Source organism: Streptomyces sp. NBC_00425 (assembly GCF_036030735.1).
Classification (GTDB): domain Bacteria; phylum Actinomycetota; class Actinomycetes; order Streptomycetales; family Streptomycetaceae; genus Streptomyces.
This window is the reverse complement of record NZ_CP107928.1, coordinates 9,552,718-9,575,125: the sequence shown is the minus strand read 5'-3', so window position 1 is coordinate 9,575,125 and position 22,408 is coordinate 9,552,718. Positions and strand designations below refer to the sequence as shown.

At 67.8% G+C, this 22,408-nt stretch carries 26 protein-coding genes and 4 pseudogenes; 17 read left to right on the top strand and 13 right to left on the bottom strand.

What is annotated here, in order from left to right:
• Positions 1-134 precede the first annotated feature (134 nt).
• The 3 genes and pseudogenes from OHS82_RS42450 to OHS82_RS42440 form a co-directional block, all read left to right on the top strand.
• A pseudogene (locus OHS82_RS42450) lies at positions 135-281 on the top strand (NF041680 family putative transposase); the annotation flags it as partial.
• Positions 282-593: 312 nt separating this feature from the next.
• Complete coding sequence (locus tag OHS82_RS42445; RefSeq protein ID WP_328436176.1) at positions 594-1,097, top strand: N-acetyltransferase; 504 nt, start codon at positions 594-596, stop codon at positions 1,095-1,097.
• 232 nt (positions 1,098-1,329) lie between these two features.
• On the top strand, positions 1,330-1,956 hold the full coding sequence (locus tag OHS82_RS42440) for a hypothetical protein (protein WP_328435948.1): 627 nt from the start codon (positions 1,330-1,332) through the stop codon (positions 1,954-1,956).
• Here OHS82_RS42440 and OHS82_RS42435 read toward each other — a convergent pair.
• Positions 1,932-2,453 carry a hypothetical protein gene (locus OHS82_RS42435; protein ID WP_328435947.1) on the bottom strand — a complete coding sequence of 174 codons (522 nt, stop codon included), beginning with the start codon at positions 2,451-2,453 and terminating at the stop codon, positions 1,932-1,934. The genes OHS82_RS42440 and OHS82_RS42435 overlap by 25 nt on opposite strands.
• A gap of 197 nt (positions 2,454-2,650) precedes the next feature.
• On the opposite strand from OHS82_RS42435, the gene OHS82_RS42430 reads away from it, so the two are divergent.
• Positions 2,651-3,541: an RNA-binding protein gene (locus tag OHS82_RS42430; RefSeq protein ID WP_328435946.1), complete on the top strand. Its 891-nt coding sequence runs from the start codon at positions 2,651-2,653 to the stop codon at positions 3,539-3,541.
• A gap of 87 nt (positions 3,542-3,628) precedes the next feature.
• A complete protein-coding gene (locus OHS82_RS42425) occupies positions 3,629-4,069 on the top strand; it encodes a helix-turn-helix domain-containing protein (RefSeq protein ID WP_328435945.1) in 441 nt (146 codons plus the stop codon).
• Between the two features lie 74 nt (positions 4,070-4,143).
• Here OHS82_RS42425 and OHS82_RS42420 read toward each other — a convergent pair whose 3' ends face one another.
• Positions 4,144-4,440, bottom strand: coding sequence for a hypothetical protein (locus OHS82_RS42420; protein ID WP_057582422.1), 297 nt, complete (start codon positions 4,438-4,440; stop codon positions 4,144-4,146).
• A gap of 159 nt (positions 4,441-4,599) precedes the next feature.
• Here OHS82_RS42420 and OHS82_RS42415 point away from each other — a divergent pair, with 159 nt between their 5' ends.
• The 5 genes from OHS82_RS42415 (at position 4,600) to OHS82_RS42395 (ending at position 8,404) form a co-directional block, all read left to right on the top strand.
• Positions 4,600-4,809, top strand: a complete 210-nt coding sequence (locus tag OHS82_RS42415; protein ID WP_328435944.1) for a hypothetical protein — start codon at positions 4,600-4,602, stop codon at positions 4,807-4,809.
• 850 nt (positions 4,810-5,659) lie between these two features.
• On the top strand, positions 5,660-6,115 hold the full coding sequence (locus tag OHS82_RS42410) for a hypothetical protein (RefSeq protein WP_057582355.1): 456 nt from the start codon (positions 5,660-5,662) through the stop codon (positions 6,113-6,115).
• Positions 6,116-6,173: 58 nt separating this feature from the next.
• Positions 6,174-6,626 carry a hypothetical protein gene (locus tag OHS82_RS42405; protein WP_157876433.1) on the top strand — a complete coding sequence of 151 codons (453 nt, stop codon included), beginning with the start codon at positions 6,174-6,176 and terminating at the stop codon, positions 6,624-6,626.
• Positions 6,627-6,813: 187 nt separating this feature from the next.
• Positions 6,814-7,590, top strand: coding sequence for a phosphotransferase (locus OHS82_RS42400; protein ID WP_057582354.1), 777 nt, complete (start codon positions 6,814-6,816; stop codon positions 7,588-7,590).
• Between the two features lie 46 nt (positions 7,591-7,636).
• Positions 7,637-8,404, top strand: coding sequence for a transposase (locus OHS82_RS42395; protein ID WP_328435943.1), 768 nt, complete (start codon positions 7,637-7,639; stop codon positions 8,402-8,404).
• Positions 8,405-8,468: 64 nt separating this feature from the next.
• Here OHS82_RS42395 and OHS82_RS42390 read toward each other — a convergent pair.
• Positions 8,469-8,717: pseudogene (locus OHS82_RS42390) on the bottom strand (IS5/IS1182 family transposase); the annotation flags it as partial.
• A 182-nt stretch (positions 8,718-8,899) separates the two neighbouring features.
• Here OHS82_RS42390 and OHS82_RS42385 point away from each other — a divergent pair.
• Complete coding sequence (locus OHS82_RS42385) at positions 8,900-9,283, top strand: hypothetical protein (protein ID WP_328435942.1); 384 nt, start codon at positions 8,900-8,902, stop codon at positions 9,281-9,283.
• Positions 9,284-9,485: 202 nt separating this feature from the next.
• On the opposite strand, the gene OHS82_RS42380 is transcribed toward OHS82_RS42385, so the two are convergent.
• On the bottom strand, positions 9,486-9,704 hold the full coding sequence (locus OHS82_RS42380; protein ID WP_328435941.1) for a hypothetical protein: 219 nt from the start codon (positions 9,702-9,704) through the stop codon (positions 9,486-9,488).
• Complete coding sequence (locus tag OHS82_RS42375) at positions 9,701-9,901, bottom strand: hypothetical protein (RefSeq protein WP_328435940.1); 201 nt, start codon at positions 9,899-9,901, stop codon at positions 9,701-9,703. Before OHS82_RS42375 ends, OHS82_RS42380 begins: the two co-directional genes overlap by 4 nt.
• 1,430 nt (positions 9,902-11,331) lie before the next feature.
• Here OHS82_RS42375 and OHS82_RS42365 point away from each other — a divergent pair.
• Positions 11,332-12,206 (top strand): IS5 family transposase gene (locus OHS82_RS42365; RefSeq protein ID WP_328435939.1). Its coding sequence is split into 2 segments (ribosomal slippage): positions 11,332-11,542 and positions 11,542-12,206, totalling 876 coding nucleotides; the frame shifts between segments, so codons are not numbered across the junction.
• Between the two features lie 22 nt (positions 12,207-12,228).
• On the opposite strand, the gene OHS82_RS42360 is transcribed toward OHS82_RS42365, so the two are convergent.
• Complete coding sequence (locus OHS82_RS42360) at positions 12,229-13,071, bottom strand: aldo/keto reductase (RefSeq protein ID WP_328435938.1); 843 nt, start codon at positions 13,069-13,071, stop codon at positions 12,229-12,231.
• A gap of 203 nt (positions 13,072-13,274) precedes the next feature.
• Positions 13,275-14,156 (bottom strand): NAD(P)-dependent oxidoreductase, encoded by an 882-nt coding sequence (locus tag OHS82_RS42355; RefSeq protein WP_328435936.1) that lies wholly within the window; start codon positions 14,154-14,156, stop codon positions 13,275-13,277.
• Between the two features lie 96 nt (positions 14,157-14,252).
• Between OHS82_RS42355 and OHS82_RS42350 the strand changes: the two genes are divergently transcribed.
• Positions 14,253-14,615 (top strand): winged helix-turn-helix transcriptional regulator, encoded by a 363-nt coding sequence (locus OHS82_RS42350; protein WP_057582348.1) that lies wholly within the window; start codon positions 14,253-14,255, stop codon positions 14,613-14,615.
• Positions 14,616-14,907: 292 nt separating this feature from the next.
• Here OHS82_RS42350 and OHS82_RS42345 read toward each other — a convergent pair whose 3' ends face one another.
• Entirely contained in the window at positions 14,908-15,213 is a 306-nt protein-coding gene (locus OHS82_RS42345; protein ID WP_328435935.1) for a hypothetical protein, read from the bottom strand.
• 275 nt (positions 15,214-15,488) lie between these two features.
• On the opposite strand from OHS82_RS42345, the gene OHS82_RS42340 reads away from it, so the two are divergent.
• Positions 15,489-15,803 (top strand): hypothetical protein, encoded by a 315-nt coding sequence (locus tag OHS82_RS42340; protein ID WP_057582347.1) that lies wholly within the window; start codon positions 15,489-15,491, stop codon positions 15,801-15,803.
• Between the two features lie 9 nt (positions 15,804-15,812).
• Positions 15,813-16,883 (top strand): M14 family metallopeptidase, encoded by a 1,071-nt coding sequence (locus OHS82_RS42335; protein ID WP_328435934.1) that lies wholly within the window; start codon positions 15,813-15,815, stop codon positions 16,881-16,883.
• A gap of 68 nt (positions 16,884-16,951) precedes the next feature.
• On the opposite strand, the gene OHS82_RS42330 is transcribed toward OHS82_RS42335, so the two are convergent.
• From OHS82_RS42330 to OHS82_RS42320, 3 genes are read right to left on the bottom strand one after another with little or no spacing between them, the layout of a single operon-like run.
• Entirely contained in the window at positions 16,952-18,349 is a 1,398-nt protein-coding gene (locus tag OHS82_RS42330; RefSeq protein WP_328435933.1) for a hypothetical protein, read from the bottom strand.
• A 6-nt stretch (positions 18,350-18,355) separates the two neighbouring features.
• Positions 18,356-19,123 carry a hypothetical protein gene (locus OHS82_RS42325; RefSeq protein ID WP_057582344.1) on the bottom strand — a complete coding sequence of 256 codons (768 nt, stop codon included), beginning with the start codon at positions 19,121-19,123 and terminating at the stop codon, positions 18,356-18,358.
• Between the two features lie 31 nt (positions 19,124-19,154).
• A complete protein-coding gene (locus OHS82_RS42320; protein WP_328435932.1) occupies positions 19,155-19,427 on the bottom strand; it encodes an ABC transporter permease in 273 nt (90 codons plus the stop codon).
• Positions 19,428-19,758: 331 nt separating this feature from the next.
• Here OHS82_RS42320 and OHS82_RS43665 point away from each other — a divergent pair.
• A pseudogene (locus OHS82_RS43665) lies at positions 19,759-20,614 on the top strand (IS110 family transposase); the annotation flags it as partial.
• 5 nt (positions 20,615-20,619) lie between these two features.
• Here OHS82_RS43665 and OHS82_RS42310 read toward each other — a convergent pair.
• Positions 20,620-21,222 carry a hypothetical protein gene (locus OHS82_RS42310; RefSeq protein ID WP_107105321.1) on the bottom strand — a complete coding sequence of 201 codons (603 nt, stop codon included), beginning with the start codon at positions 21,220-21,222 and terminating at the stop codon, positions 20,620-20,622.
• Positions 21,223-21,448: 226 nt separating this feature from the next.
• On the opposite strand from OHS82_RS42310, the pseudogene OHS82_RS42305 reads away from it, so the two are divergent.
• Positions 21,449-21,709 (top strand): annotated as a pseudogene (locus OHS82_RS42305) (IS701 family transposase); the annotation flags it as partial.
• Between the two features lie 375 nt (positions 21,710-22,084).
• On the opposite strand, the gene OHS82_RS42300 reads toward OHS82_RS42305, so the two are convergent.
• Positions 22,085-22,396: an SCO5918 family protein gene (locus OHS82_RS42300; protein WP_057582340.1), complete on the bottom strand. Its 312-nt coding sequence runs from the start codon at positions 22,394-22,396 to the stop codon at positions 22,085-22,087.
• Positions 22,397-22,408: the final 12 nt, after the last annotated feature.

The window sequence follows — 22,408 nt, the reverse complement described above, 5'->3', positions numbered from 1 at the left end:
TGACCCGCTGATCTTGGTTCGTTCCCGGGACAGCAGGGCGGCCGTTCTTCACGCTTCGAGGCGTCGAGCAACGTCGCGTGAGGGAACGGCCGCTGGTGAAGCGTCTCGCCCCTGAACAGTCCGCTGACGCCGCGTTGGGCGTCCTGTCCCACTTTCGTGTCCAGTTCTACGACTGCCTCTACACGCGGGCGGATGCGCTCTTCGAGCTCACCGACGCGGTGCTGTGCTCGGAGGGGCCGGTGACGTCGCTGGTCGAGTTGACGCTCACCGCCGAGCACAGGTCCCGCCGACGTGCCCCGACCCTCCAAGCCCGGACCCGGACGCCCACCCGGCTCGAAGAGCCGCAGGCCAGCCCTACGTCACGAGCCTGGGAAGACCGTGAAACGAATCGAATCCCTCACCGAACACGTCCGCCTGAAACAGCAGCGAGGTTAATGATCAAGCTCAGAAGCCGTTGCCATACCGATCATGGAGTCTGTCGATCGAACGGGAGTCTCGGACCGCGGGCCCTGCTCGGCATGAGAGCAGAGCCTGGCGGTATGCGGGGAAAATCCAGGGGAGCGGACGGCCGCGCGCTGCTACGGTCGAGCGCCATGAGCTGGCTTCCCGATGACTTCGTCCACCCCGCCCTGGTACCGCTGCCAGGCGGTGGTCATCACCTGCGGCCGATCCGGGAGGCGGACACCCCGCTCGACTATCCGGCTGTGATGGGTTCGCGCCAGCGGCTGTGGACGATCTTCGGCCCGGCCTGGGGCTGGCCCGCGGCCACCATGACCTACGAGGCCGACCAGGCCGACCTTTTGCGGCACGAGAAGGAGATCGCCGCGCACCAGTCCTTCAACTACGCGCTGTTCGACGCGGCGGAGACAGTTCTGCTCGGCTGTGTCTACATCGACCCGCCGGAGAGAGCCGGCGCGGACGGCGAGATCTCCTGGTGGGTGGTGGACGAGCTGGTGGGCGGCAAGGTCGAGCAGGCCCTCGACGCGCTGGTGCCGCTGTGGATCGCCGCCGAATGGCCGTTCGAGCAGCCACGCTTCCTCGGCCGCGAGATCTCCTGGTCGGACTGGCTCGCCCTGCCGCAGCATCCCGACACGTAAGCGGTAGTGCCCCTAACGATCTCGAAGGCTGTCGGTCGATCGGGTGACTGCGGCGGTTTCCGCGCGTGGGCCGCGCGAGCGGCAGGCGAAGCGGGCTGTGCAGCACCCTTCGGACAGGCGTGCTGTTCGACGTCGTCGGCGTCCGACCGGTGGGTTGGGGAAGGCTGCTGAGGGTCCGTCATGGGCCGGACTTTCGCACAATGCAGGTCTCAGAGGCGGGCCCGTCCCGCTCTTGAGTGAGAACGGGTTCTGCGAACGAATCCAGGTCCGGTGGCTGAGCGGTGCACGACTCACCGGCACGGCGGACGGCGCGTGGCGAGGGGACTTCGTCCGCGCGCTGCGCGCGGAGTGGACGAAGCTGCGCACCGCAGGGGAAGTGGGCAGGTTGCTCCTGCTCGCCGTCGCGCTGACCGTGGCCGTCGGCTGCGGCACCGCCAAGGCCGTGAAGTGCCCGGACGCGGGGTGCGGCCAGGACGCCGTCAGGCTCGCCCTGACCGGCGTAACCGTCGGGCAGGCGGTCGTCGCCGTCCTCGGGATCGTGCTCGGGCTCCTCTACCTCGTCCCGGTGGTCACCCGGGTGGTCAACGACCTGGAGTGGCAGCGCCACCTCCAGCAGATCTCGCCCATGACCGCCGGACTCGCGATCCAAGCCACCGTCAATCTGCAGGAGTTGCCCATCGGCCCATGGGCCGGCCCGGGCGTGCTCGCCACGTGGGCCGCAGCCGCGCTACTGGTCGGCAGCCTGCTGCTGCACAGACGCGACGCGCAGCCGAATCGAGCCGTCCGCGAGCCCGGTGGCCAGAGCCGGTCTGGGCGAAGGAGCAGCACCCACCGTCAGTTCGTCACATCTGCATGCTGACTGGACAGGCCCGCTGCAGCTGCCCAGAAGAAGACGTGCCCGCACCTGGGGGACGGCACTCGCGACCGTTCGGCGAGGACGTTCAGCGCACGACGCACTTCTGTGCTCAGTTGGACAAGCCGGAGGCTGTACAGCCCGTCCCTGTAGGTGTACAGCCTGAAGACCTTGACGGCCAGTTCGTCGCGGCCGTCGGCGAAGGTGTTCGGGAGCCCGGCGAGCAGCTCGAAGTCGCGTTTACCGGTCGCGGCGTCAGCCACCGCGCTCAGAGGCAGGACGTCAAGTTCTGCGGCAGACGCGGAAGTATCGACCGCGACGGCATGGGCGGCCAGGGCCGCGAGGACCTCGATCAGCCGCTCGCCTTCCGCGATGCCGATACCCCAGGTGCCCAGGCGCTCGTGACGGCGGGCCCGGCGCCATTTCTCCTCGTCCACCACCGGCAGCAGGAGCCGACCCAGGTGCGCGCAACGACGCCACAGCGTGTCGTGGTCGGAGGTCACGGTCGACTCCCTGGAGCGAGTGGAACACGTGCGGATCGAGGCCCGGCCCGTCCGTGTGCAGGCCTTCCAACTTCTCACTGCGCACAGTTCACGTACAGAGCGGAAGCCGAGATCCGCGAAAGTGTCGTGGCGGGAACCCGGCAGGCCGGTTGTCACGAACTACGCTGACATCCCCTTCCAACAGCCCAGGGAGCAGCGTGCCGCCGTCCTTCGCCTACCGGATCAAGTACAACCCTGCCGACCGCGACGAGCGTGGGCACTACAACGGCGCTGAGGACACGATGAGCGACCACGGGCCGGTCGAAGCGGCCTACTTGGAAGGGATCGCCGCCTTCGCGCAGAAGTCGGGCATCGACCGACTGGAGATCCGTGAACCGGAGGTCACCGGCTTCGTCAACTTCGGCCTGGAGGCGCCGGTTGACGGACACGGCCTCGCTGGGCTGTTCCCGCCCGACCACACCGGCTACTACGACGGTGCTGAAGTCTCGGTGCCGGTCGCGCTGGAGCTGGTCCGGGCCATGCTCCGTGACCAGGGCGCCTGGTGCCGACTGGAGCAGCAGGACACGTTCACCGTGCACGTCGGGTGGGATCAGTATGTGTACGTCTGCAGCGACCAGCCGTGCGAAGCAGCCATCGTCCGGACCCGCGAGCTCGGCCTGTTCGCGGAACCGATCACGTCCTCGCCCTACGCCGCAGACCTTGAGGAACCAGAGGCGACACAGGCTGCGGACGAGGAGTTCTGGGAACAAGTACGCGCAGAACTGGCCGCACCGCAGATGCTCCTCCTGGAGGAGACCTACCTCCGCAACGCCACCCGCTGGCACCGTCTCACCGAGAACAACCTCGATACCGTCCGCGCCGCGCTCGGCCCACGCGCGCTCCTGACCGTCTGGCCCGACCTCGACCCTGATGTCGATGCGGTCCTTGCCGCGCTGCCCGAGGACGAATCCGTGGACTTCGTCCGGGAGGCGGCGAACGGAACGATCCGCCATGTGACCGTCGATGGGCCCCACCACCAACAGCTCGCCACGTTGGCGGCCGGCGCGAGGGCAGCCTGCACCCTGCCCCTGGCCGTCGACGAGCGGTGAGACGTCGAGTCCTTGATCGTTGATCATGGTTGAGTGGTGGGGAACTCGACTCGTGCACTGGTCATCGGCAACCGACGGATCACGGGCTTGACGGCCGATGTGATTGCTGAACTCGTGCCCGAAGTGCGGCCGTTGTGGCATGAGCGCCACCAGGCCAGGCTTGCCTCCCGGCAGGGGAAGCGGGCCATGGGTGCCGGCGCGAAGCATCGGCTGGTGTTCATCGACCGGCTCCTGGCCACTCTCGTCCATCTCCGCCACGGGACTACCCACGACGTGCTGGCCTGCTGGTTCGGCGCGGACCGCTCCACCATCACCCGGGCCATCAACGAGGTGGTCGACGACTTCGGCCAGAGTCCGCAGCCGTACGTCGGGGCTGATGGTGCAGCCTCGCTCGGCGAGCCGTATCCGCGTCGAGCACGGCATCGCACATCTCAAGAACTGGCGGGCACTGGCCCGCCACCTCGGCCGCCGCGAGCACATGAGCGACACGGTCCAGGCCATCGCCAGCTGTCCCATCAGCAGATGTGAACCCCGGGCCCCACCAAAGTCCTCGACGTCTCACCGCCAACCATGCACGAGCTCGTTAGGCCCCGTCGTTTGGATCAGGCCGTGGGGTGGCGGCGGGCGCGGAGCCAGTGGACACCCTTCACGGCGTAGACGGCGGTCAGGAGTGGGAAGCCTGCGATGCCGAGCCAGAACCAGGATTCCCCCGCCAGGAAACTCAGCAGGCTGCCGCCGAAGAGCAGCAGGGAGCCGACGACCTCCAGCTGGTCAAGGCGCGCCTTGAAACTCAGCGCGGAGTTGGCTTCCCGCAGTCGATGGATGACGGGGACGAGACAGAGGACCTGCCATAAGAACAGAACGAGAAAGATCCAGACGAACCAGCCGGGAATGCCCACGGCGCGCACTCTATCGGCCGCCTGGAACCGTCCGGGGGAAGATCCAAAAGAAGCACCCCAGGTCTTGTCCGAGGGGTCAGGCATTCCCCGCCGGATGGTCAGCCGGCGTTGAAGCCGGCGAGGGTGCTTTGGAGCCGACGAACCGCGTCTTCGGCTTCCGTGGACGATTTCACCGCCACCGACCTGAGCAACGCAGACCTGACCGGCATTGACCTCGGCGGTGTCTACTGGTCCGAACACACCACACGGTGGCCGCCGGCCATCAACGTCGAAGACCTCAAGGCCCGCTCGAAAGAAACCCCGTCCGGCAGCGGCACCTGGATCGTCCGGTCAGGTACCGCGACCATCCGCGACCTCGCAGAACGGTGAGACGTACCGAAAGCTGGTCGTGCCCAGGGGCAGGCAGTTCACGAATGGCTTGAGCACCGTTGGCATGGCCCTCGTGCCCCACCACCGATAGCCAGCGCCGCCGCCCGCGGTGATCACCTCCCAGCGCCGCCGATCGCCCGGCCGGGCAGGGTAGTTATCGCCAGGCCAGACGATCGGCGTCGAGATGGGCACTCGGTTAAAGCAACAAGCTGTACGTCTGTCAGATGACGTACGGCGCGCCACCGAGAGCGTGCTCCTGGTGGCACGCCTCGCGTGAAGCCGCTGGGGCGTGCGCCTATCTCCGGAAAAGGCATTGCAGCCCGTCCCAGTTAATGGCAGGGGTTACAGGAGGGCGGCGCAGAGTTAAGGCTCAGCGGCTCGGCTTGGCTGAGACACGCTGGTCGCCGGAGACGTCCGGCGACCGGCTGGATCGCCCTCGGCAGGCAGAACGCGTACAGCAGCGTCGGCATCAGCGTCTACGCCATCTGACGACGCCTCCAGCCGCTCCAACGCCCCCGCCCCAGTCACCCGACGGCGGGGGCGCCTCTCATCCGCCTACTACCGCGAGATGTACGGCCAGGCACCGTCCCGCACCGCCGAAAGGCACTGAAGCCCACCGGATCGAGGCACACCCAGAACCGCTTCAGAAACCGACCCGGAAACCCGGGTCCGTTTCCAGGGGCATATCCGCCGGGGTAACGGATCCGGGCCTTCCTGGCTATCCGATACGCGCGGAGCACTCTGCGGGTAACGGATAGAGAGGTTGATCCGTAACTCATACGCTGGAACCGAACTCAGAGCACAATTTACCGACAGTCTTTCTCTTGACCGGAATCCCGAAAGGTGCAGCATGTCCTTGCAGGAAAACCAGAATCGGAAGACGTGGCGGAACCGGCTGACCCGACGCGGTCTCGCGCTGGCGGGAGCGGGGGCCGTTCTGGCCACCCTGGCGTCCGCCACGCCCGCCGCCGCCGCGATTGGCGGGGGCTGCACCACCATTCAGAACAAAACGGGTTTGCTGTGCGTCGGATGGGACGCCCAGACGACCAAGTACCTCAACACCATCAGGGGGAACTTCGATTCCCCCCTCTGGGGCGTGGGCAACCCGCGCATCGAAGTCCGGGTCCTGGACGCCCAGAACAGGGAGATGTTCAAAAGGGAACGCTCGTGGGGCGGCAACCGGCGCAGCGAGGACGCCGAATTCGAGGTCACGGTCCTGATGCCCCGCGACGCAGCGCGCGTCTGCGCCGCTCTCTTCGAAGGGGGCGGCTACATGGACATGGCCTGCAACCCGGTCTACACCTGAGCCGACACGCATCCGCCCAGAAACTCCGTATACCCTCTCCGAAAGGAAGTACAACAGCATGAAACACCGCATGGCCGCTGCAATGACCGCCGCAATGGCCGCAGGAACCGTCATGGCCGGAATCGCCTCCGGCCCCGCCTCCGCCTCCGCCTCCGCAGCGGCGGACAACGAGCGTTGCCAGTCGGCCAACTATCCCTCGGTTGCCTTTTCCCACACGGTGTGCGTGACCTTCCGAGGGAACGGGACCGGCGCACCCCCCAACGACGTCAGCAAAATGAACGTCCGTTCCTCCGGCAGAACGGGAATTGGCCACTGGGAGCTGTTCGGCCCGCACGGCACCGTCAGCAACAGCCTGGACGGGGAATGGAAAGACCGTACGCATGACTGGGCCGGATACCAGGACAGCTCGTTCGGTGACCGCTGGTGCGCGGTCTTCTGGAGGGACGGCGGCGGCGGATCCGGTTACTACCAGGCTACCCCGCCGCTATGCGTGACATCGTATTACCCCTGACCTGCCGCTCCCGGAGGTTCCCAAGGCTTCAGAAAGTACCGCCGGGGCCCTTGTCCGTTCCGTGAGGGCTAAGGGCTGTCCCGTAACTGGCGGGATAACGAGGTGCGTTGTCAGCCGGACATAGGACGTGGGTCTGGCGCGTTGATATTCAGGGCGCCGACTGAGGTAGCCGGTCTACGCTGGCCGAGTGATTGAGGACGGCTCCACTGACCGCGGGAGTGTCACGACGGTGCGACGGATCGGCGCGACGATCCGTAGGCCGACAGGCGCGTGGACACCTGCCGTGCACGCCCTGCTGAGACACCTGGAGGCGGTGGGATTCAGCAGGGCTCCGCGCGCGTTGGGCACGGACGGTGCCGACGAAGTGGTGTCGTTGCTCTATGGCGAGCCCGCATTCACGCCCTGGCCAGAGGCTCTGCGCTCCTCACACGGAGTCGGTGAGCTGGGTCGCTGGCTGCGGGGCTACCACGATGCCGTCCGGACCTTCCGGCCGCCGGCCGATGCTTACTGGCAGGGTCAGGAAGAAGAGTGGCGGCCAGGCATGGTGATCCGGCACGGAGACCTCGGGCCGTGGAACTCGATCTGGGACGGCGGCCAGCTCACCGGCTTCATCGATTGGGACTTCGCGGCACCCGGCCATGCCATCGACGACTTGGCTCAACTCGCCTGGTATGCCGTGCCACTGCGACCCCTGGAGCAGCAGCGAAGAGCGTCGGTCACTGGCTCCAGCACCCTGCAGGCTCGCCTTCATGCGCTCTGTGCTGCCTACGGGGAGCGGCCCGTAGCTGTGATCGAGGCGCTGGACGCCCTTCAATTCCGCGAGGCCGCGCGCATCGAACGCCTCGGCAGGCAGGGCACCGAGCCATGGGCGACTTTCCTCGCCCGCGGTGACGCGGCTGAGATGTTGGCCGAGCAGTGCTGGATCCGCTCGGAACGCGACGCACTCTTGGACGCTGGGCGCTAGTGACAACCACCTCCGGCCCGTAGACCACGGGTGAGATGATCTTGGTGTGGCTGGTGTGATCACGGCGTCGGAACCGTCTTGGATAGCCCCGTTCACCGGGACGAGCCCGCGATGCTTCGGAAAGTTGGTGACCGCGCTGCACCGCGAAGGAGCCGACGAGTTGCGCCGGGGGCGGCCGTGGGGCCTGCCCCTGGAAGACCGAGTTCTGCTGGTCACGGCGTACTGGCGAACCAACCTGACACTGCGTCAACTCGCGCCGTTGTTCGGCATCTCGAAGTCTGCCGCGGACCGCGTCATCGCCCAGCTCGGACCGATGCTCGCCCTACCGCCCCGAAAGCGGTTCCGCAAGGACACTGTGCTCATCGTGGACGGCACGCTGGTCCCCACCCGCGACCACGCGGTGGCCGAACAGTCGAAAAACTACCGGTACTCCACCAACCATCAGGTCGTCATCGATGCCGACACCCGTCTCGTCATGGCGGTCGGCCGCCCGCTTCCCGGCAACCGCAACGACTGTAGGGCGTCGGCGGAATCCGGTGCCAAGGATGCCGTCGGGGCCACCATGACTATCGCCGACGGCGGCTATCCGGGCACCGGCCTGGTGATGCCGCACCGCCGCCGCACGGGTGAGGAACTGCCCGCCTGGAAGGAAGCGCACAACAAGTCCCACAAACAGGTACGAGCCCGCGTCGAGCACGTCTTCGCCCGCATGAAGTGCTGGAAGATCCTTCGCGACTGCCGCCTCAAAGGCGATGGAGTCCATCACGCCATGCGCGGCCTTGCCCGCCTGCACAACCTCAACCTCGCGGGATAGGAGAGCGGTCCCGCCGCCCTCGACCACACCTTGACCGCACCAAAGATCATTTACGGGACAGTCCTTAGGGAGTGTTCTGGGTTTGGATCTGTAGTGGGTCGAGGCTTCGGATCCAGATGAGTGCTCCGCAGAGGTGCAGCCCGAGGAAGCTTTCGGGGGTTTTGTCGTATCGCGTGGCGAGCCCCCGCCATTGCTTGATCTTGTTGATGCAGCGTTCGACGGTGTTGCGGTCGCGGTAGAGGTCTTCGTCATGGGAGACGGGCTGGCCGCCTCGGCTGCCCTTGTTCTTGCGGTGCTGGGCTTGGTCTTGGCGGGTGAGCCGAAGCACGATGGTTGTCACCAAGGCAGGCGGGTTGTCACGTCGCGTCCGTGGCTGCCTCGGTGCGACTTCCGCGGTGGATAGCATCGGGTCGATCGAACGACACCGGCCTGCGCCTGCCGAAGGCGTCTGTACCCTTTACCCCGGGCCGCCGACCTGGCGGGCAGACTGCGTGCATGCAGCTCCCCACCGAAGCCGTTACCGCCACCGTGCTGATCGAGGTCGTACGGATCTCCGCCCTTCCCACCAGGCGGGACGTCCCGTACCCCGGCACGGCGGTTGCCCACTGGGCCGGGAGCGAGGCCGCCGCCGCCCTGGCCTTGATCGAGAGCCTGCCCGGCAGTGAACAACACCGCTGCGGCTTCTCACCAGGCTGGAGCGTCCGGGCATACGAGGACTCTCTCGATCTGGCGCTGTTCGAGGCGGCGTTCTGCTTCACCTGCCACGAGGTCCGCATGCAGGGAACGGCGGTGCCGCCCGCTCTGGCCACGCAGTTCTTCGACCCGGACACCCTGCCGGCCCGGACCCTGCTGTCTCTCTTCCGCAAGGCAGCTCCGTAGCCGACCGACCGGATGAGCGTCCGCGTCCCTCGACCTGGTGACAGTAAGGCTGCCGATTGAAACGTCTGTGACAAGTAGCCTGCCTCCTGGGTGACAACCAGGCTGCTTCGGCCTGCTTTCACCAGCCCATTCGGCTCTACCGGTGACAGGTGTCGTGCTTCGGCTCAGCGGGGATGACGGCTTTGATGCCGCAGCGGCGCAGCTACAGTCCAAAGTCGATGTAGTCGATGTAGTCGATGTAGTCGATGTAGTCGATGTCCGTGAACTCGTCGGTGAGCCCTCCGGCGCGGCGGCCGCCGTCTTTGAAGTACACCTCCTGCAGTCCTTCTGCGGCGATCCGCTCGAGCTCGCCCTCGGACGCGCCCTGTTCGCGGGCGAAGAAGAGCCGGCCCGGGTACTCGGAGGGGCCGGCGCAGGTCACCGCCGGGCGAGCAGCTGCACCACCACCACGGTGAGGCACGACGCACCGACGTGCGTGGCCGTCGACCTGACGGCCCGTACGGCGCGACGAGCCGTGCGCTTCGGTGCGGTGAGCCGTGCGCGACCGATGCTCACGACGATGTACGGGCGGCGCTCGGCTGGCTTCTCATCGCGGCGGGTGGTCTTCTTGGCGGGCATGTTCCTTCTCCTGTCTGTTCGCTGACAGACAGGACTTTGTGGGATGCGGGGGTTAGCGGCGCAACTCCGAAAATCTCACGCTCGGTCACGGGTACAGGTGGAACTCCGGTCGTATCTGTGAGGAGTGTAGATCCGGCTGGTCTGCCCGCTGGCTCTTCGCGCGCAAGGAAGAGCTCGGCCCGCACGTACGGCTCGCGGAGTCCGGGGCGCTGCGACACCGCCGGGTCGAGGGCGGTCTCCCGCCCACCTCGGTGGCGACCAACGAGATCTGCCGCCAGTGCGTCGACCTGTTACGCGAGACGCTGGGGATGCCCGCGCTGCGCCTGGGCGGCGGGGAGATCCCGCTGCAGCCCGCACCGAGGGCGGCCACCCTCTCGCCCTGGCCCGCCAGCTCGACCAGTACCTCGCGGGCCCTTGTCCCCGGCGCAGACCCGGCTGACGGCCGTGCTCGCGCTGGAGCTGGACACCGCAGCGGGGAGCTGGCCGACCTGCGCAGCACGGGCAGGCTCAGAACCGATTCACTGCGTAGATTCGCGAGGGCGTCGTCGGACGAGGTACAGGGGTCTGGGTGGGATCTGCCCTTGCAGCGGGTACGAGTGGTCCTCTGTGCTCGCCTTTGCCCTGCGGTGCCGATTCCCATCGGTGAGATCGGCAACCGAGTGTCCGTACTCGATCGTCTCTCGGGTATGTCTCAGCCCAACCCCAGCCCCAGCCCATCCCCACCTGGCTGGCCACACTGCGGCGAGGACGCCAGTGCGGAGAACTCAACCGGCTGCCCTGGCATCCACGTTGCCGGCCACACCACCTGCATCGCCCACCTTGGCGGACCCGAACGCGATGCCTACCTTGCGGGCCTGGCACCCGGCGCCCACATCGACCACCGCGGTACTCAATTCACCAAATCCCTCCTCGACGCCTTGCTCACCCCCCTCCGCGCCCCCGCAACCGGCCACCCACACCTGGGTCGTGCCCTGTTCGAGTCAGCGACCTTCAAGGACAACGCCAGGTTCGAGTCAGCGACCTTCGAGGGCGACTCCGAGTTCGAGTCAGCGACCTTCGAGAGGGCTGTCAGTGTGGGACCGTTGGTATGCGCGGGGCGGGTCGTGCTGTCAGGGGCGGTGTTCGGTGTCCCGGTGACTGTTTCAGTTGTCGCGCGTCGTCTGGAGTGCCGGCGGACCCGCTGGTCGTCGACGGCTGAGGTACGTCTGCGTTACGCCATGGTGGATTTCGCGCATGCGGTGTTCGAGTACCCCCTCACGATCGCCGCGGAGCCGGATCCCTTCGTACTCGCCGACGGCCGGCAACTCAACGAGTACCTTTTCGCAAGTGCGCCCAGCCCGCGGGGGCGACTGGTGTCGTTGCGCGGAGTGGTTGCGGCCCATCTAGGGCGTGTGTCGAAGTGGATCTTGAACGTGGGATGATCTTGGTTTGTGGCACGTGGAGATCTGACGGACGCGCAATGGGCAGTGCTGGAACCGCTGTTACCGAAGGGCAAGAAGCCCGGACGGCCGCCGACGTGGGCTAGGCGGCAGCTGATCGACGGCACACGGTTCCGGGTCCGCACCGGCATTCCGTGGCGGGACCTGCCCACCGAGTACGGGCCGTGGGGCCGGGTGTACGACCTGTTCCGCCGGTGGCAAGGGAAGGCACCTGGTATCGCATCTTCACCGCGCTCCAGGCCCGGGCCGACGCGAAAGAGCTGATCACCTGGGCCATCAACGTCGACTCCACGGTGTGCCGGGCCCACCAGCACGCCGCCGGTGCGAGGAAAAAGGGGAGCTGCAGAAGGAGCCCGCCCGGCGGCGTCAGCGTCGAGCCCGACGACCATGGCCTCGGGCGCTCGCGCGGCGGCCTGACCACCAAGCTGCACCTGGCCGTCGAACAGGGCCAAAAGCCCATGTCCATCGTGATCACGGCTGGCCAGCGGGGCGATTCCCCGCAGTTCGAGCCTGTCCTGAACAAGGTCCGTGTCCCGCGGCTTGGGCCGGGCAGGCCGCGCACCCGGCCAGATCGCGTGCGCGCCGACAAGGCGTACGCCTCCCGGAAGAACCGCGCTTACCTGCGGCAGCGCGGGATCCGCTGCACCATCCCGAACAAGGCCGACCAGGCCCGCAACCGTAAGAAACGCGGCTTCCGCGGCGGCCGGCCGCCGAAGTTCGACCCGCAGGACTACAAGGCGCGGCACGCGGTCGAGTGCGGCATCAATCGCCTCAAGAGGCACCGGGCCGTGGCCACGCGCTACGACAAGCTCGCGGTCCGCTACGAGGCGACCGTTCTTGTCGCAGCCATCAACGAGTGGCTGTGACCAGCACATTCGATAATGCGTCCTACGCGGGCAATGCCGTGCGGTCGAGGCGCTGCCGCTGGGATTCGGCCAGCTGGAGGTCTGCCGCGGCGAGATTTTCCTCCAGGTGGGTAAGCGAGCTGGTCCCAGGGATGGGCAGGACGACCGGGGACCGGGCGAGCAGCCAGGCGAGCATGGTCTGGGGTGCGGTGGCGCCGAGTTCGGTAGCGATGGCGTGTACCGCGGGTGCCGAGCCGGAGGCTGCGGCGGCGACTGGCTGCCAGGAGAGGAAGGCGATGTTCGCGGCCTCGCAGGCCTGGAGAACGGGCTCGTGCTCTCGGTCGAGGAGGTTATAGCGGTTTTGCACACTCGCGATCTCAGCGGTCTGCCGGGCCTCGGCAACCTGCTCGGCAGTGACCTCAGACAGCCCGATGTGCCCGATCTTTCCTTCCTGCTGAAGTTCGTGGAGCGCGCCGATCTGTTCGGCCAGGGGGACCGTCGGGTCGATCCGGTGCAGCTGGAGCAGGCCAACGCGCTCGGTACGGAGCCGGTGCAGGCTCCGCTCGACCTGCTCGCGCAGGCTCTTCGGCCGCGCATCGTGCGCCCACCCGTCAGGGCCGGACCGGGTGATCCCGGCCTTGGTGGCGATCAGCAGATCGTCCGGGCACGGGTGTAGGGCCTCGGCGAGGAGCTCCTCGTTGGCTCCCCATCCGTACATGTGGGCAGTGTCGATTAGGGTGACGCCCAGCTCGACGGCACGCCGGACCACCGCGACGGCGGTCCCTCGGTCGGAGCCGGGCCCGGTCGGCAAGCGCATAGCGCCGAAACCGAGCCGGGATACCCGGTACTCACCCCCGACAGAGAACGTGCTCGGCGGGCCGGACATGTTCGATGGACCTGACGTCATCGGATTCCCCCTCGACGGCCGACCACACCCGGCCGCTCACTGGCCAATTCAAGCACTCAGGCATATCACGCCCAAGATCTACTTTCGATACACGCCCTAAGGCGTGTTGTGCAAGTGCTGGTCACAGCGTCTCGTTGAGGACTGTGACCAGCACGGTCGCTTCTGTGGCGGCAAGTGGCTGGTCAGTTCACCAGCAGGTCGATCACTCCCGTCAGGTCCTCCTCGCCGCTGCCCTCGGCCAGGCGGCGGCGCATCAGCCCGAAGTACGGGCTGAGCAGTTCTGGGCTGACACCCTGCTGCTCGGCGGTGCTCAGGAAGGTAGGCGTGCCAGCCACCTGCATGGCGAGGTTGGAGACGACGCCCTTGGTGTAGTCGCCGCTCCGCAACTGGTCGGCGGTCTGGTGAACTGCCGGGGCCATCGCGACGAGCCAGTCGGCGAGCAGCGGGGCGAGCGCCGCGGGGTCGATGTCCTCCTTGCGGATCAGGGCGAAGGCGTGCGCGGCGCCTGCGAACATCCCGTACATGGCGCTGAGAAGGGCCACGTCGTGGAGGGCCGCGAAGCCCGCGTCCTCGCCGACGTAGGTAGTGCCGGCCGGGACCCTCAGGGTCTCCTGGTGCCGCTCGAACAGCTCCCGCGAGCCGCTGTAGAAGACGTAGCCGCCGGTTTCCGGGACGCCGATCATCGGAGGGACGGCCATGATCCCGCCGTCCAGGTAGCGGGCGCCGCGCTCGCGCGCCCACTCTGCGCGGGCGCGGGCCTGGGCGGGGGTGCTGGTGGTCAGGTTGACCAGGTCCCTGTCGGCCAGGTCGGTGCCGGCCAGCACCTCATCGACCGAGGTGTCATCCAACAGGCAAAGGAGGATCAGGGTGTTCGCTGCGACCGCCTCAGCGGCGCTGTCCGCGACCCTTGCGCCCTCGGTGGCGAGCGCTGCGGCGCGGGCTGGGGTGCGGTTCCAGACGGTTAGTGGGTGGTCGGCGGCAAGCCAGGTGCGGGCCAGCGCGGTGCCCATCGCACCGAGGCCCAGCATCGTGACGGGAGTTTTCTCAACAGTGTTCTGTGCCATGCCGATTAGGCTGGTCACAGCTCCGGAGGTGATCAAGTACGCACTTGGTAGTGGGTGGTTACCTCGGGGTGAGCAAGCACGTCAGAAGGGTGGGGCATGACGACGCTGAACCGGCCGGGCACACCAGACGGACACGTCTGCGGGATCGACACCGCGATGGAGGTGATCGGCGGCAAGTGGAAGGTGCTGATCCTCTGGGCGCTCCACGAGCATCCCCACCGTCGCTTCGGCGAGCTGCGTCGGCTACTTCCGGGGATCACCGAGAAGGTGCTGGCCTCTCACCTACGTGAGCTGGAAGCGGACGGCGTCGTGCACCGCGTCTCCTACGACGAGGTGCCGCCCCGCGTCGAGTACTCGCTTACCGAGGACGGCATGCGCCTCAATGACGCACTCCAGCCGCTGGCCGCCTGGGGCCGAGAGCGGCCGACCATTCGACGGCTAGAGGAGCAGGCAGGCTAGGGTCTGTTGTGAACGTGCTGGTCACAGCCACTCGTTGATGGCCGCGACCAGCACGGTGGCTTCGTAGCGGACGGCGAGTTTGTCGTATCGAGTGGCCCCGTCGGGGGCCTGGTTTGGGCAGATCACCCTGAAGGCGACGTTCTCGCGGCGGGGCGCTGGCTCCCGCGCGAGCGTCGTTGGCCGGCGCAATAGGAGTGGCGAGCAGGGGGACGATCGACTTCGGCTCGCGGGTAGCCCGGTCGTGCACCCTCCGAGCGATAGGCGAAGATTCGTGCGACAGCTTCCTTGAGAATCAGGCGCCAGAGTTGTCGACGAATCCTACGATGTCGAGGTACTCGATTTTGGGCGGGACGCCATCCATCTCCGTCACCTTGTCGACGAGCTCCTCCGTGAAGAAGGATCGGCCTTTCTCCTCGTCATCCCACACGTAGAAGTTCCTTTCCTGAACGCCGTCTTCGTCGAGCATGAAGCTCTTGACGCGAAGGCCGGTCGTGCCTTCGAATGGTCCGCGGAGTTCGCCAGCAATCTTTGCGACAGTTGAACGATCGAACTTTTCGGCAGCGATGCGGGCCAGGAGCGCGTCAAGATTTGCATGCATGAACGCCCGCTGGAGCGGGTGGGCGGTTTGGCGCGCATCATTCGGCCGATACTTGCGGCCGCACCTGCACGGCACGTATCGAGTCGTGTTTGAACGGGAACTGATGGAGGGTCTCTACAGCCTGCTGAGCCGCGTCCCCGAGCCTCCCCTTGACGCCTTCTACGACGGAAGCGCACGCTGAGAATACGAGGCACACATCGGACATACACCTACGTCGGCAAGTGCGTCGTCGAAACCGCCGAGGTGAGTACGACGGCGCCCGGAAAGTGGCCGCCATGTCCAGCGAGAACAGCACCCTCCGCGTCCGTGTCACGGCCGAGGACGCCGACACGCTGCGAGCACTTCTGCGCGAGGTCCGTCCCGACGTCGGTGGCGGCGTCCGCCGGAGTGAGGACGGCACCTTCGGCATCGACGCCTACGTGTCGCCCGAGCAGGCCGAGGCCCTCGACCGCGAGGGCGTGGTGGTCACCGTCCACGACGACGCCACGGCCACCGGCAGGGCCCGCCAGAGCGAGGTCGGCGAGGGAGACCGGTTCGCTCCCGAGGACGCGGTTCCGCACGGACTCGCCCTCAAGGCGACGCGCACCTAGGAGGGACACATGCAGTATCTGAACGTCACCGAGGTCGAGTCGGCCGTGACCAGTCTGGCCGCCGTCTACCCGGCCGCAGAGCTCACCGAACTCCCCGAGCCCTCCGTCGAAGGCCGGACCGCGCACGCCCTGCGGATCGGTACGGGAGGCCGGGACGTCAACGACGCCGTCGTGCTGATCGGCGGCGTGCACGCCCGCGAATGGGGCAGCTCCGAGATCCTGGTCGACCTTGCGGCCGACCTCCTGGAGGCCCACCGCGACGGAACCGGACTCGTCTACGGCGGCACCGCCTTCACACCCGCCCAGGTGCGTGACGTCCTCGAGAGGCTCGACGTCGTCGTCTTCCCGTTGGTCAATCCCGACGGCCGGCACTACAGCCAGACCGTCGACCCCATGTGGCGAAAGAACCGCAACCCTGCGCTGTCCGGCGGCGACCCGGCAGGAGTCGGCGTCGACATCAACCGCAACTACGACTTCCTCTTCGACTTCGGGACCGCGTTCCACCCGTCCGCTCCGGTGCGGGTCTCGACCGACCCGGCCGACCCCCAGCAGGTGTACCAGGGCCCCAGCCCCTTCTCGGAACCCGAGACCCGCAACGTCCGCTGGCTGCTCGACCGGTTCCCGCGCACCCGCTGGTTCGTCGACCTTCACAGTTACTCCGAGGACATGCTCTTCGTCTGGGGCGACGACGACAACCAGTCCCTCGACCCCAGCCGGAACTTCCAGAACCCGGACTTCGACCACAAGCGCGGACTGGCCGACGACCTGCTGTACGGGGAGTTCGTGCCCAGGGCCGACGCCGACGACTCCGTCGTCCTCGCGGAACAGTTCAGCCGGGGCGCGAAGGGCGTGCGCGGCAAGGACTACACCCCGATGCCCGGCTTCGACCTGTACCCGACCTGCGGAACCAGCGACGACTACGCCTACGCGCGCCATCTCATGGAGTCAGGCAAGGGCAAGGTCCTGGCCTTCACGGTGGAATGGGGCAAGAGCTTCCACCCGCCGTGGTCGGAGATGGAGCGGATCATCCTCGATGTCGACGCCGGCCTGCTGCAGTTCTGCCTGACCGCTGTCGCCTAGCCTCGCGCGCCCACGCCTGACCGCTCCCGCCGGGGGCCGGGTTGGGAAGCGGTCAGCGACGCCCAGGCCTACGCGGCGCGGTGGAAGAAGAACGGGTCGATCGACGGCGGCACACGCGTCACGTTGTCCAGGTCGAACAGCTGGTGGCTGACGAAGTCGGCGTGCCGTTGGTACGTCACTCCCTCGGGGAAGTCGGCGGGGTCGGGCGTGTTGTTGCCCGAGAACACCCCGTAGAAGTCCCGGCCGACCGAGAGCAGCCGGATGTAGTCGCCCAGGTACGGCAGGAAGTGCGCCCGCGGCACGTCCGCCGGCGCCTGGTGCAGCACGTGGCGTTCCGCCGGGGTCTGCCAGCCGTCACCGGTCAGCTCCAGCGTCGTCACCCATTGCCCTTGCTTGAACTGTTGGTACGCCAGCCCCAGCAGGGAGTCCGTACTGACCGCGAGCGCTGGGTTCTTGGCGTCGGTGACGGTGCGGGCATCGGCCGACCAGGTCTGCCCGTGGTCCGTGGAGTGGCGTACGTGCAGCGTGCAGCCGCCCCCGGGCGCCGCGCCGCCGCGGTCGCACCAGGCCACCCACACGCCGGCCGGGTCCGTCGGGTCCACCGCGATGGCGAGATCGCCGCCGAGGCGCTCCTGTCCCATGGAGGCGTTGAACCTCTCGGTGCGCTCTGCCACCACCCTCTGGCCGATCTCGGAATCCTCGGCGTCCTTCAGATCCTGGAACGGGTTCGGCCCTACGCCCCCCTCGTCGTCACGGGTGACCACGACGTCGAACGTGATGTTCAGGATGTCCCCGCCGGCTTCGCTGACGTCGCGCCAGCTCTCGAAGACCGCATACACCGTGCCGTCGGGATGCAGCGCGATCCGCACCGGCGGCCCGTCCTGGCCGGACGGCGCGCGCCGCTCGATCACGCTGGGCTTGAACCCGGCGGGCGCCGACGCCGTGCGAGCGTTGTCGGAGACGTCGACCGCAGCGGTCTGCGGCTGCCGACCCAGGTCGTTGTTGGCGACGTAGACGCGGTCGCGGGTGCCGTCGTGCAGCCGGACGCTGCCCGCCACCACCCACGGCTGGTCCGGCCTGTCCCGGGTGACGAGGACTTCCATGGGAGCCGTCGAGGAGATGCCCGGCGAGCGCAGGATCTGCATGCGGGTCACCTTGGCCGGGTGCCGTCCGCTGAGGATGCCCGCGTACAGGGCGCCTCCCTGGGACGCGAACCCGACCGAGATGTCCCCGGTGCCCGTGCCGGCGGCTGCGCCCGGGACGATGCTCCTGAGACCCCAGGTCTGCCCGCCGTCGGTCGACACGTAGATCGGGGCGAGAGGGCCTCCCATGGGGTCGGGCGTGAACGCGGTCGCGACGATCTCTGAGGGGCGTTCGGGATTGACCGCGAGGTTGGGCTCAGCGTCCTGGCTGCGGTCGCCGCTCAGTGCTGCGGGAGTGATGTTGACGACTTTGAGCGTGGGCATGCCCGCTCACCTCCGTGCCGCCTGCAGCGTCTGAAGTCTCTGCACCGGCTGGTAGTCATCGGGGTGAAGGATTTGGAACGGGGCCCACTCAGCCAGAGCTCCCTCGGTGGCGTGCAGCATCCACATCCCCTCCTGCGAGGGCTGTGGCTTGGGCGCCTGGTACCAGTGGAAGTCCCGGCTGTTGGGATAGAGCACCGTGATCCGCCCGGGAGCAAGCTCCCCCTGCTCCACATGAGACACGTCGAGCTGCGCGCGCCACCAGTCGGGGGCGTGCTCGCTGAACCTCTCGTCGGGGGTCCGCCCGCTGCCCGCCTGCTCCAGACCGACGACCACGGCGATCACGACCGCGTCCGCCTCGTCGGCGTGCGTGACCAGGCCCTCGTCCCCGATGTCGCGTTCGAGCGCGGAGAACGGCATCGCATCGGCGGTCCTGGCGACCCGGGAGACGTTCGGGGCCACGGCGTCGGCGGGCAGGCGTCCGACTTCCCGGACGGCGAGCCCTTCGCCGTAGGCCATTCCGTCGGTGAAGAACGCGGCCGCCTCGCCGACGGCCGGCAGATCGAGGTCGTCCGACAGCTGAATGGTGACCTCGCTTCCCCCGAGCCTCGTGAAGGCGTCGGGTGCGTGCAGCACCGTGTCCACCTTGACCACAGCCGTGCGTTCGCCGGCCGGCACCTCCGCTAGCCGTGTGTCACCGACGCGGGTGACCGTGCCCAGGAAGCTCAGCGGAGTCCGCCGGACCAGTCCCAGTACATCTTCAGGACCATCGGGCATGACGGCCCTCCTCTCGCCTCAGCCGGCCGCGCTACCGCGAGGCGTGCACCGCGGCCGGGTGGGTTCGCCGCCACTCCGTCCGGGCGCCGATTGCGCACAGGACGGTGACCAGGGCCGTGACGGCCACGATGAGCCACTCGACGGCTCCGCTCCCGGCGTCGGGCTCGACGCCGAAGAGTGTTTCGATCCAGTCGCGCCAGATGAGCGTGACGAGGAAGAGCAGTCCGGAGAGGGTTCCCAGGGCGATCTCCGCCCAGAAACGCCTGCGGACCGGCCGCCCCTCCTGGAAGGCATGGAAGCCCATTTGGAGCCTCCCTTCTCTGCCCCCGGGGACGACCCGTCAGGCCGCCCCGGGTGGATGCCGGGCTCGAGGCAAGGGCTCGGTGCCGGAGCCACCGCGGCGCCGGGCGCCCTCGGCGGGGCGAGCGGACGCAGCGGTACTCGACGTACACCTACGCTGCACACGTACTGCCTATACCAGCCTCCGCGCCCCCAACGCCCAAGTCAAGCGGGGCTCTCGGCGCACCGGGAGGCCAAAGGAACAGCCCTGCCGTCTGAGCCAGGGCACCACTCCACGCAGCGCCGCCACGGACCGGGAGCGATCTTCGCCGTGGTGACGACGGCGTCGAAGGAGCGGCCGCCGGCTGCTGTCACGACGCGTCGCCAAAACGAACCCGAACTCCTCCGAATCCTCACCGGGGTTTCGCCTCCGGGCGACGGGGTGACCTGGGACATCGACCTGGCCGACGGCGGGGCCGCCCTGGCCATCGCGATCCTCCTCGCCCACGATCAGCCGCTGCGCTGCATCTCCGGCCGGGCCATCCACCGCGCCTTGAGAGCTACCGCGGCGAAGGCAAGACTGACGCCGAGGACGCCGCCTTCATCGTCGACCAGGTCCGCATCCGCGCGACCTGCAATGCTTACGCACCGGTGACGAGGCGGCCACCGACCGCAAGATCCTCACCGGCTGACGCATGGACCTGGTCGCCGACCGCACCCGCACCGTCAACCCGCTCCGCACCCAACTCACCGACATCCTCCCCGGCCTGGAGACGGCTCTGGACGCGCCCAACACCGGCCCGCTCATGCTGCTGACCGGCTACCAGACCCCGGCCTCCCTGCGCCGGACAGGCAGGAAGACGCTCGAGACCCGGCTGCGCAACGCAAGGTCCTCCGCGCCGACCGGCTCGCCGAGACAGCCCTGGAGGCCGCCGGCGCCAGCACACAAGCCTGCCGACGGGAAAGTGACCGCCCGGATGGTGCACACGCTCGCGCGGGAAGTGATGGTCCGCGACCAGCAGGTCGCCGAGCTCGACAAGGCGATCGTGGTCGGCCTCGCGAACACCGCGACTTCGAAGTGAGCACCAGCCCTGAAGGCAAACGCCACATCCAGGAGCCGTCCTCGCCCTGGCCCGCCGCCGCGTCAACGTCCTCTGGGCACTCCTGCGCGACGGACGGACCTCCGAGGCCAGCCTCGCCAATTCGACGTAGGAGGGTCAGTACTTGGCGGCGAGACTTACCTGGGTGTCGCCGCCGGCCCCTTCGAGACGCCATCGCAGCCACTTGCGGTCCGGCGCGTTGGTGTTCACGGACAACCAGTGTCCGGGGACGACGGCGCCGTGCCAGTTCTCCACCCAGAAGCACTCGTGGCCGCCTACGCAAAAGGGGCCGACGCAGATGCACTCCCACACGTCGACGAACAGGGTGCCGTTGCGCGAACCTTCCGCTCCGACCATCGCGATCCCGGTCCCGTAGCCCACGGCGTGATCCGTGCCGCAGATGGCCCAGTCCCAACCCTGCACACAGGCTTGGGCACCGTTGCAGAAATTGTCCTTGAACCAGCGTTGTTCGTCCGTGGTACGGAGGATCCCCTCGCTGTAGCCGGCCGGTTCGCCTGCCGAATTAACTCCCGCCTCGGGCGGGGGCGCGATGTCGCCGGTGGTGGCGGGGAGTTGGTCGACGGCTCGTCCGCCTTCCACGATCGCCCGCACTCCGGAGGGAAAGTCGAGGATTTGCAAGGCGTGGTCGTCCCCCAGATCCATGATGGTGCTGGCTCGCGGCGGCAGTCCGCGCTTGATGCGGCTGTTGGTAGTGGTCATCGCAGCTTTCCTCCCTATGACACCGAAGCGCACCGATGATGCGATCCGATCGGCAAAGGCGGCTGTGCTGAGCGGAATTGGGGAGATCGTCAGGGGCCCGGTCGCGGACTCACGCCCGTTCGTCTCCATCACTCCTCAGTCTGGCACGTAGCACGCCCACTGTCGTGCCGGCCCGCAGCGCCTGCCCGCCAGCTCTCCACCAGGGCGTCCTGGCCAGCGGAAGGGCTCCTACTACATCGCCTACTGTCCCGCCGACACCACCCTGGATCAGCTGATCCGCGTCGCCGGCAGCCGCTGGGCGGTGGAGGAGTGCTTCCAGACCGCCAAACAGGAGTGCGGCCTGGACGACTACCAGGTCCGCCGCTATCCGGGCTGGCACCGCCACATGACCCTCGCCATGGCCGCCCACGCCTGCCTCACCGTCCTGCGGGCCCGCCCGCTGGACACAGGGAAAGCAGAACCGGATCCTCCCAGCTCATACAGCTGAGCCTCGCCGAAATACGACGACTGATCACCCGCCTCACCGACCGTCGCCCCACCCCCATCGACCACATCCTGCACTGGTCGACATGGCGCCGACGACGCCGACACCAAGCACGCACCACTCGCTACAAACGACGCGGGCACAGCCCCTGAAGACTGCCCCGCACTCAGGACAAACACCGTTGCAGCAATGGCACCGGCCTGCGACCGGGTACCCAGCCGCCCGGCCGTCACCGCTCTCGGACGGTGTGGGGTCAGGGGTCAGGCCCCGTGCGCCCTGCGTTGGCCCGTGTGACTGCCAAAAGGATGGGACTGATGTGCACGGTGATGGCGGTGATGCTCACTGCTGCTGTGCCGTCGGCTCACGCCTGCCCATCGGTCAGACGGTTGTGGAGGCCCCGAGCATGGCGGAAGCCTCCTGGTACGCGCTGAGCGGGCGCGTGGGTGCAGCGGCTTGGGGACGGTCGCGGCAGGTGAAGCCGAGCTGGGTCATGGCCCGCAGGACTTCTCCGGCGCTGAAGTCGCGGCGGTCCTGGCGGGTGAGGACCTGCCCGACCTGCTTGACGGGGTAGGTGCGACGGCCGACGACTACGGACGCCCCGGAGACTTCCTCGGGCTTGACGCCCTTCATCGATTCCAGGACGCCGCTCTTGGTGAGGTCGAAGGGGAAGCGGGCGATGACACAGCGCATGATGCCTCACAG

Excerpts from the sequence above, each read along its gene's own strand:
- OHS82_RS42310 (WP_107105321.1), bottom strand. The coding sequence starts at position 21,222 with ATGACCACTACCAACAGCCGCATCAAGCGCGGACTGCCGCCGCGAGCC.
- OHS82_RS42385 (WP_328435942.1), top strand. The coding sequence starts at position 8,900 with ATGCAGCTCCCCACCGAAGCCGTTACCGCCACCGTGCTGATCGAGGTC.
- OHS82_RS42340 (WP_057582347.1), top strand. The coding sequence starts at position 15,489 with ATGTCCAGCGAGAACAGCACCCTCCGCGTCCGTGTCACGGCCGAGGAC.
- OHS82_RS42405 (WP_157876433.1), top strand. The coding sequence starts at position 6,174 with ATGAAACACCGCATGGCCGCTGCAATGACCGCCGCAATGGCCGCAGGA.
- OHS82_RS42355 (WP_328435936.1), bottom strand. The coding sequence starts at position 14,156 with ATGGCACAGAACACTGTTGAGAAAACTCCCGTCACGATGCTGGGCCTC.
- OHS82_RS42445 (WP_328436176.1), top strand. The coding sequence starts at position 594 with ATGAGCTGGCTTCCCGATGACTTCGTCCACCCCGCCCTGGTACCGCTG.
- OHS82_RS42330 (WP_328435933.1), bottom strand. The coding sequence starts at position 18,349 with ATGCCCACGCTCAAAGTCGTCAACATCACTCCCGCAGCACTGAGCGGC.
- OHS82_RS42360 (WP_328435938.1), bottom strand. The coding sequence starts at position 13,071 with ATGTCCGGCCCGCCGAGCACGTTCTCTGTCGGGGGTGAGTACCGGGTA.
- OHS82_RS42345 (WP_328435935.1), bottom strand. The coding sequence starts at position 15,213 with ATGCATGCAAATCTTGACGCGCTCCTGGCCCGCATCGCTGCCGAAAAG.
- OHS82_RS42320 (WP_328435932.1), bottom strand. The coding sequence starts at position 19,427 with ATGGGCTTCCATGCCTTCCAGGAGGGGCGGCCGGTCCGCAGGCGTTTC.
- OHS82_RS42410 (WP_057582355.1), top strand. The coding sequence starts at position 5,660 with ATGTCCTTGCAGGAAAACCAGAATCGGAAGACGTGGCGGAACCGGCTG.
- OHS82_RS42325 (WP_057582344.1), bottom strand. The coding sequence starts at position 19,123 with ATGCCCGATGGTCCTGAAGATGTACTGGGACTGGTCCGGCGGACTCCG.
- OHS82_RS42335 (WP_328435934.1), top strand. The coding sequence starts at position 15,813 with ATGCAGTATCTGAACGTCACCGAGGTCGAGTCGGCCGTGACCAGTCTG.
- OHS82_RS42300 (WP_057582340.1), bottom strand. The coding sequence starts at position 22,396 with ATGCGCTGTGTCATCGCCCGCTTCCCCTTCGACCTCACCAAGAGCGGC.
- OHS82_RS42375 (WP_328435940.1), bottom strand. The coding sequence starts at position 9,901 with ATGCCCGCCAAGAAGACCACCCGCCGCGATGAGAAGCCAGCCGAGCGC.
- OHS82_RS42350 (WP_057582348.1), top strand. The coding sequence starts at position 14,253 with ATGACGACGCTGAACCGGCCGGGCACACCAGACGGACACGTCTGCGGG.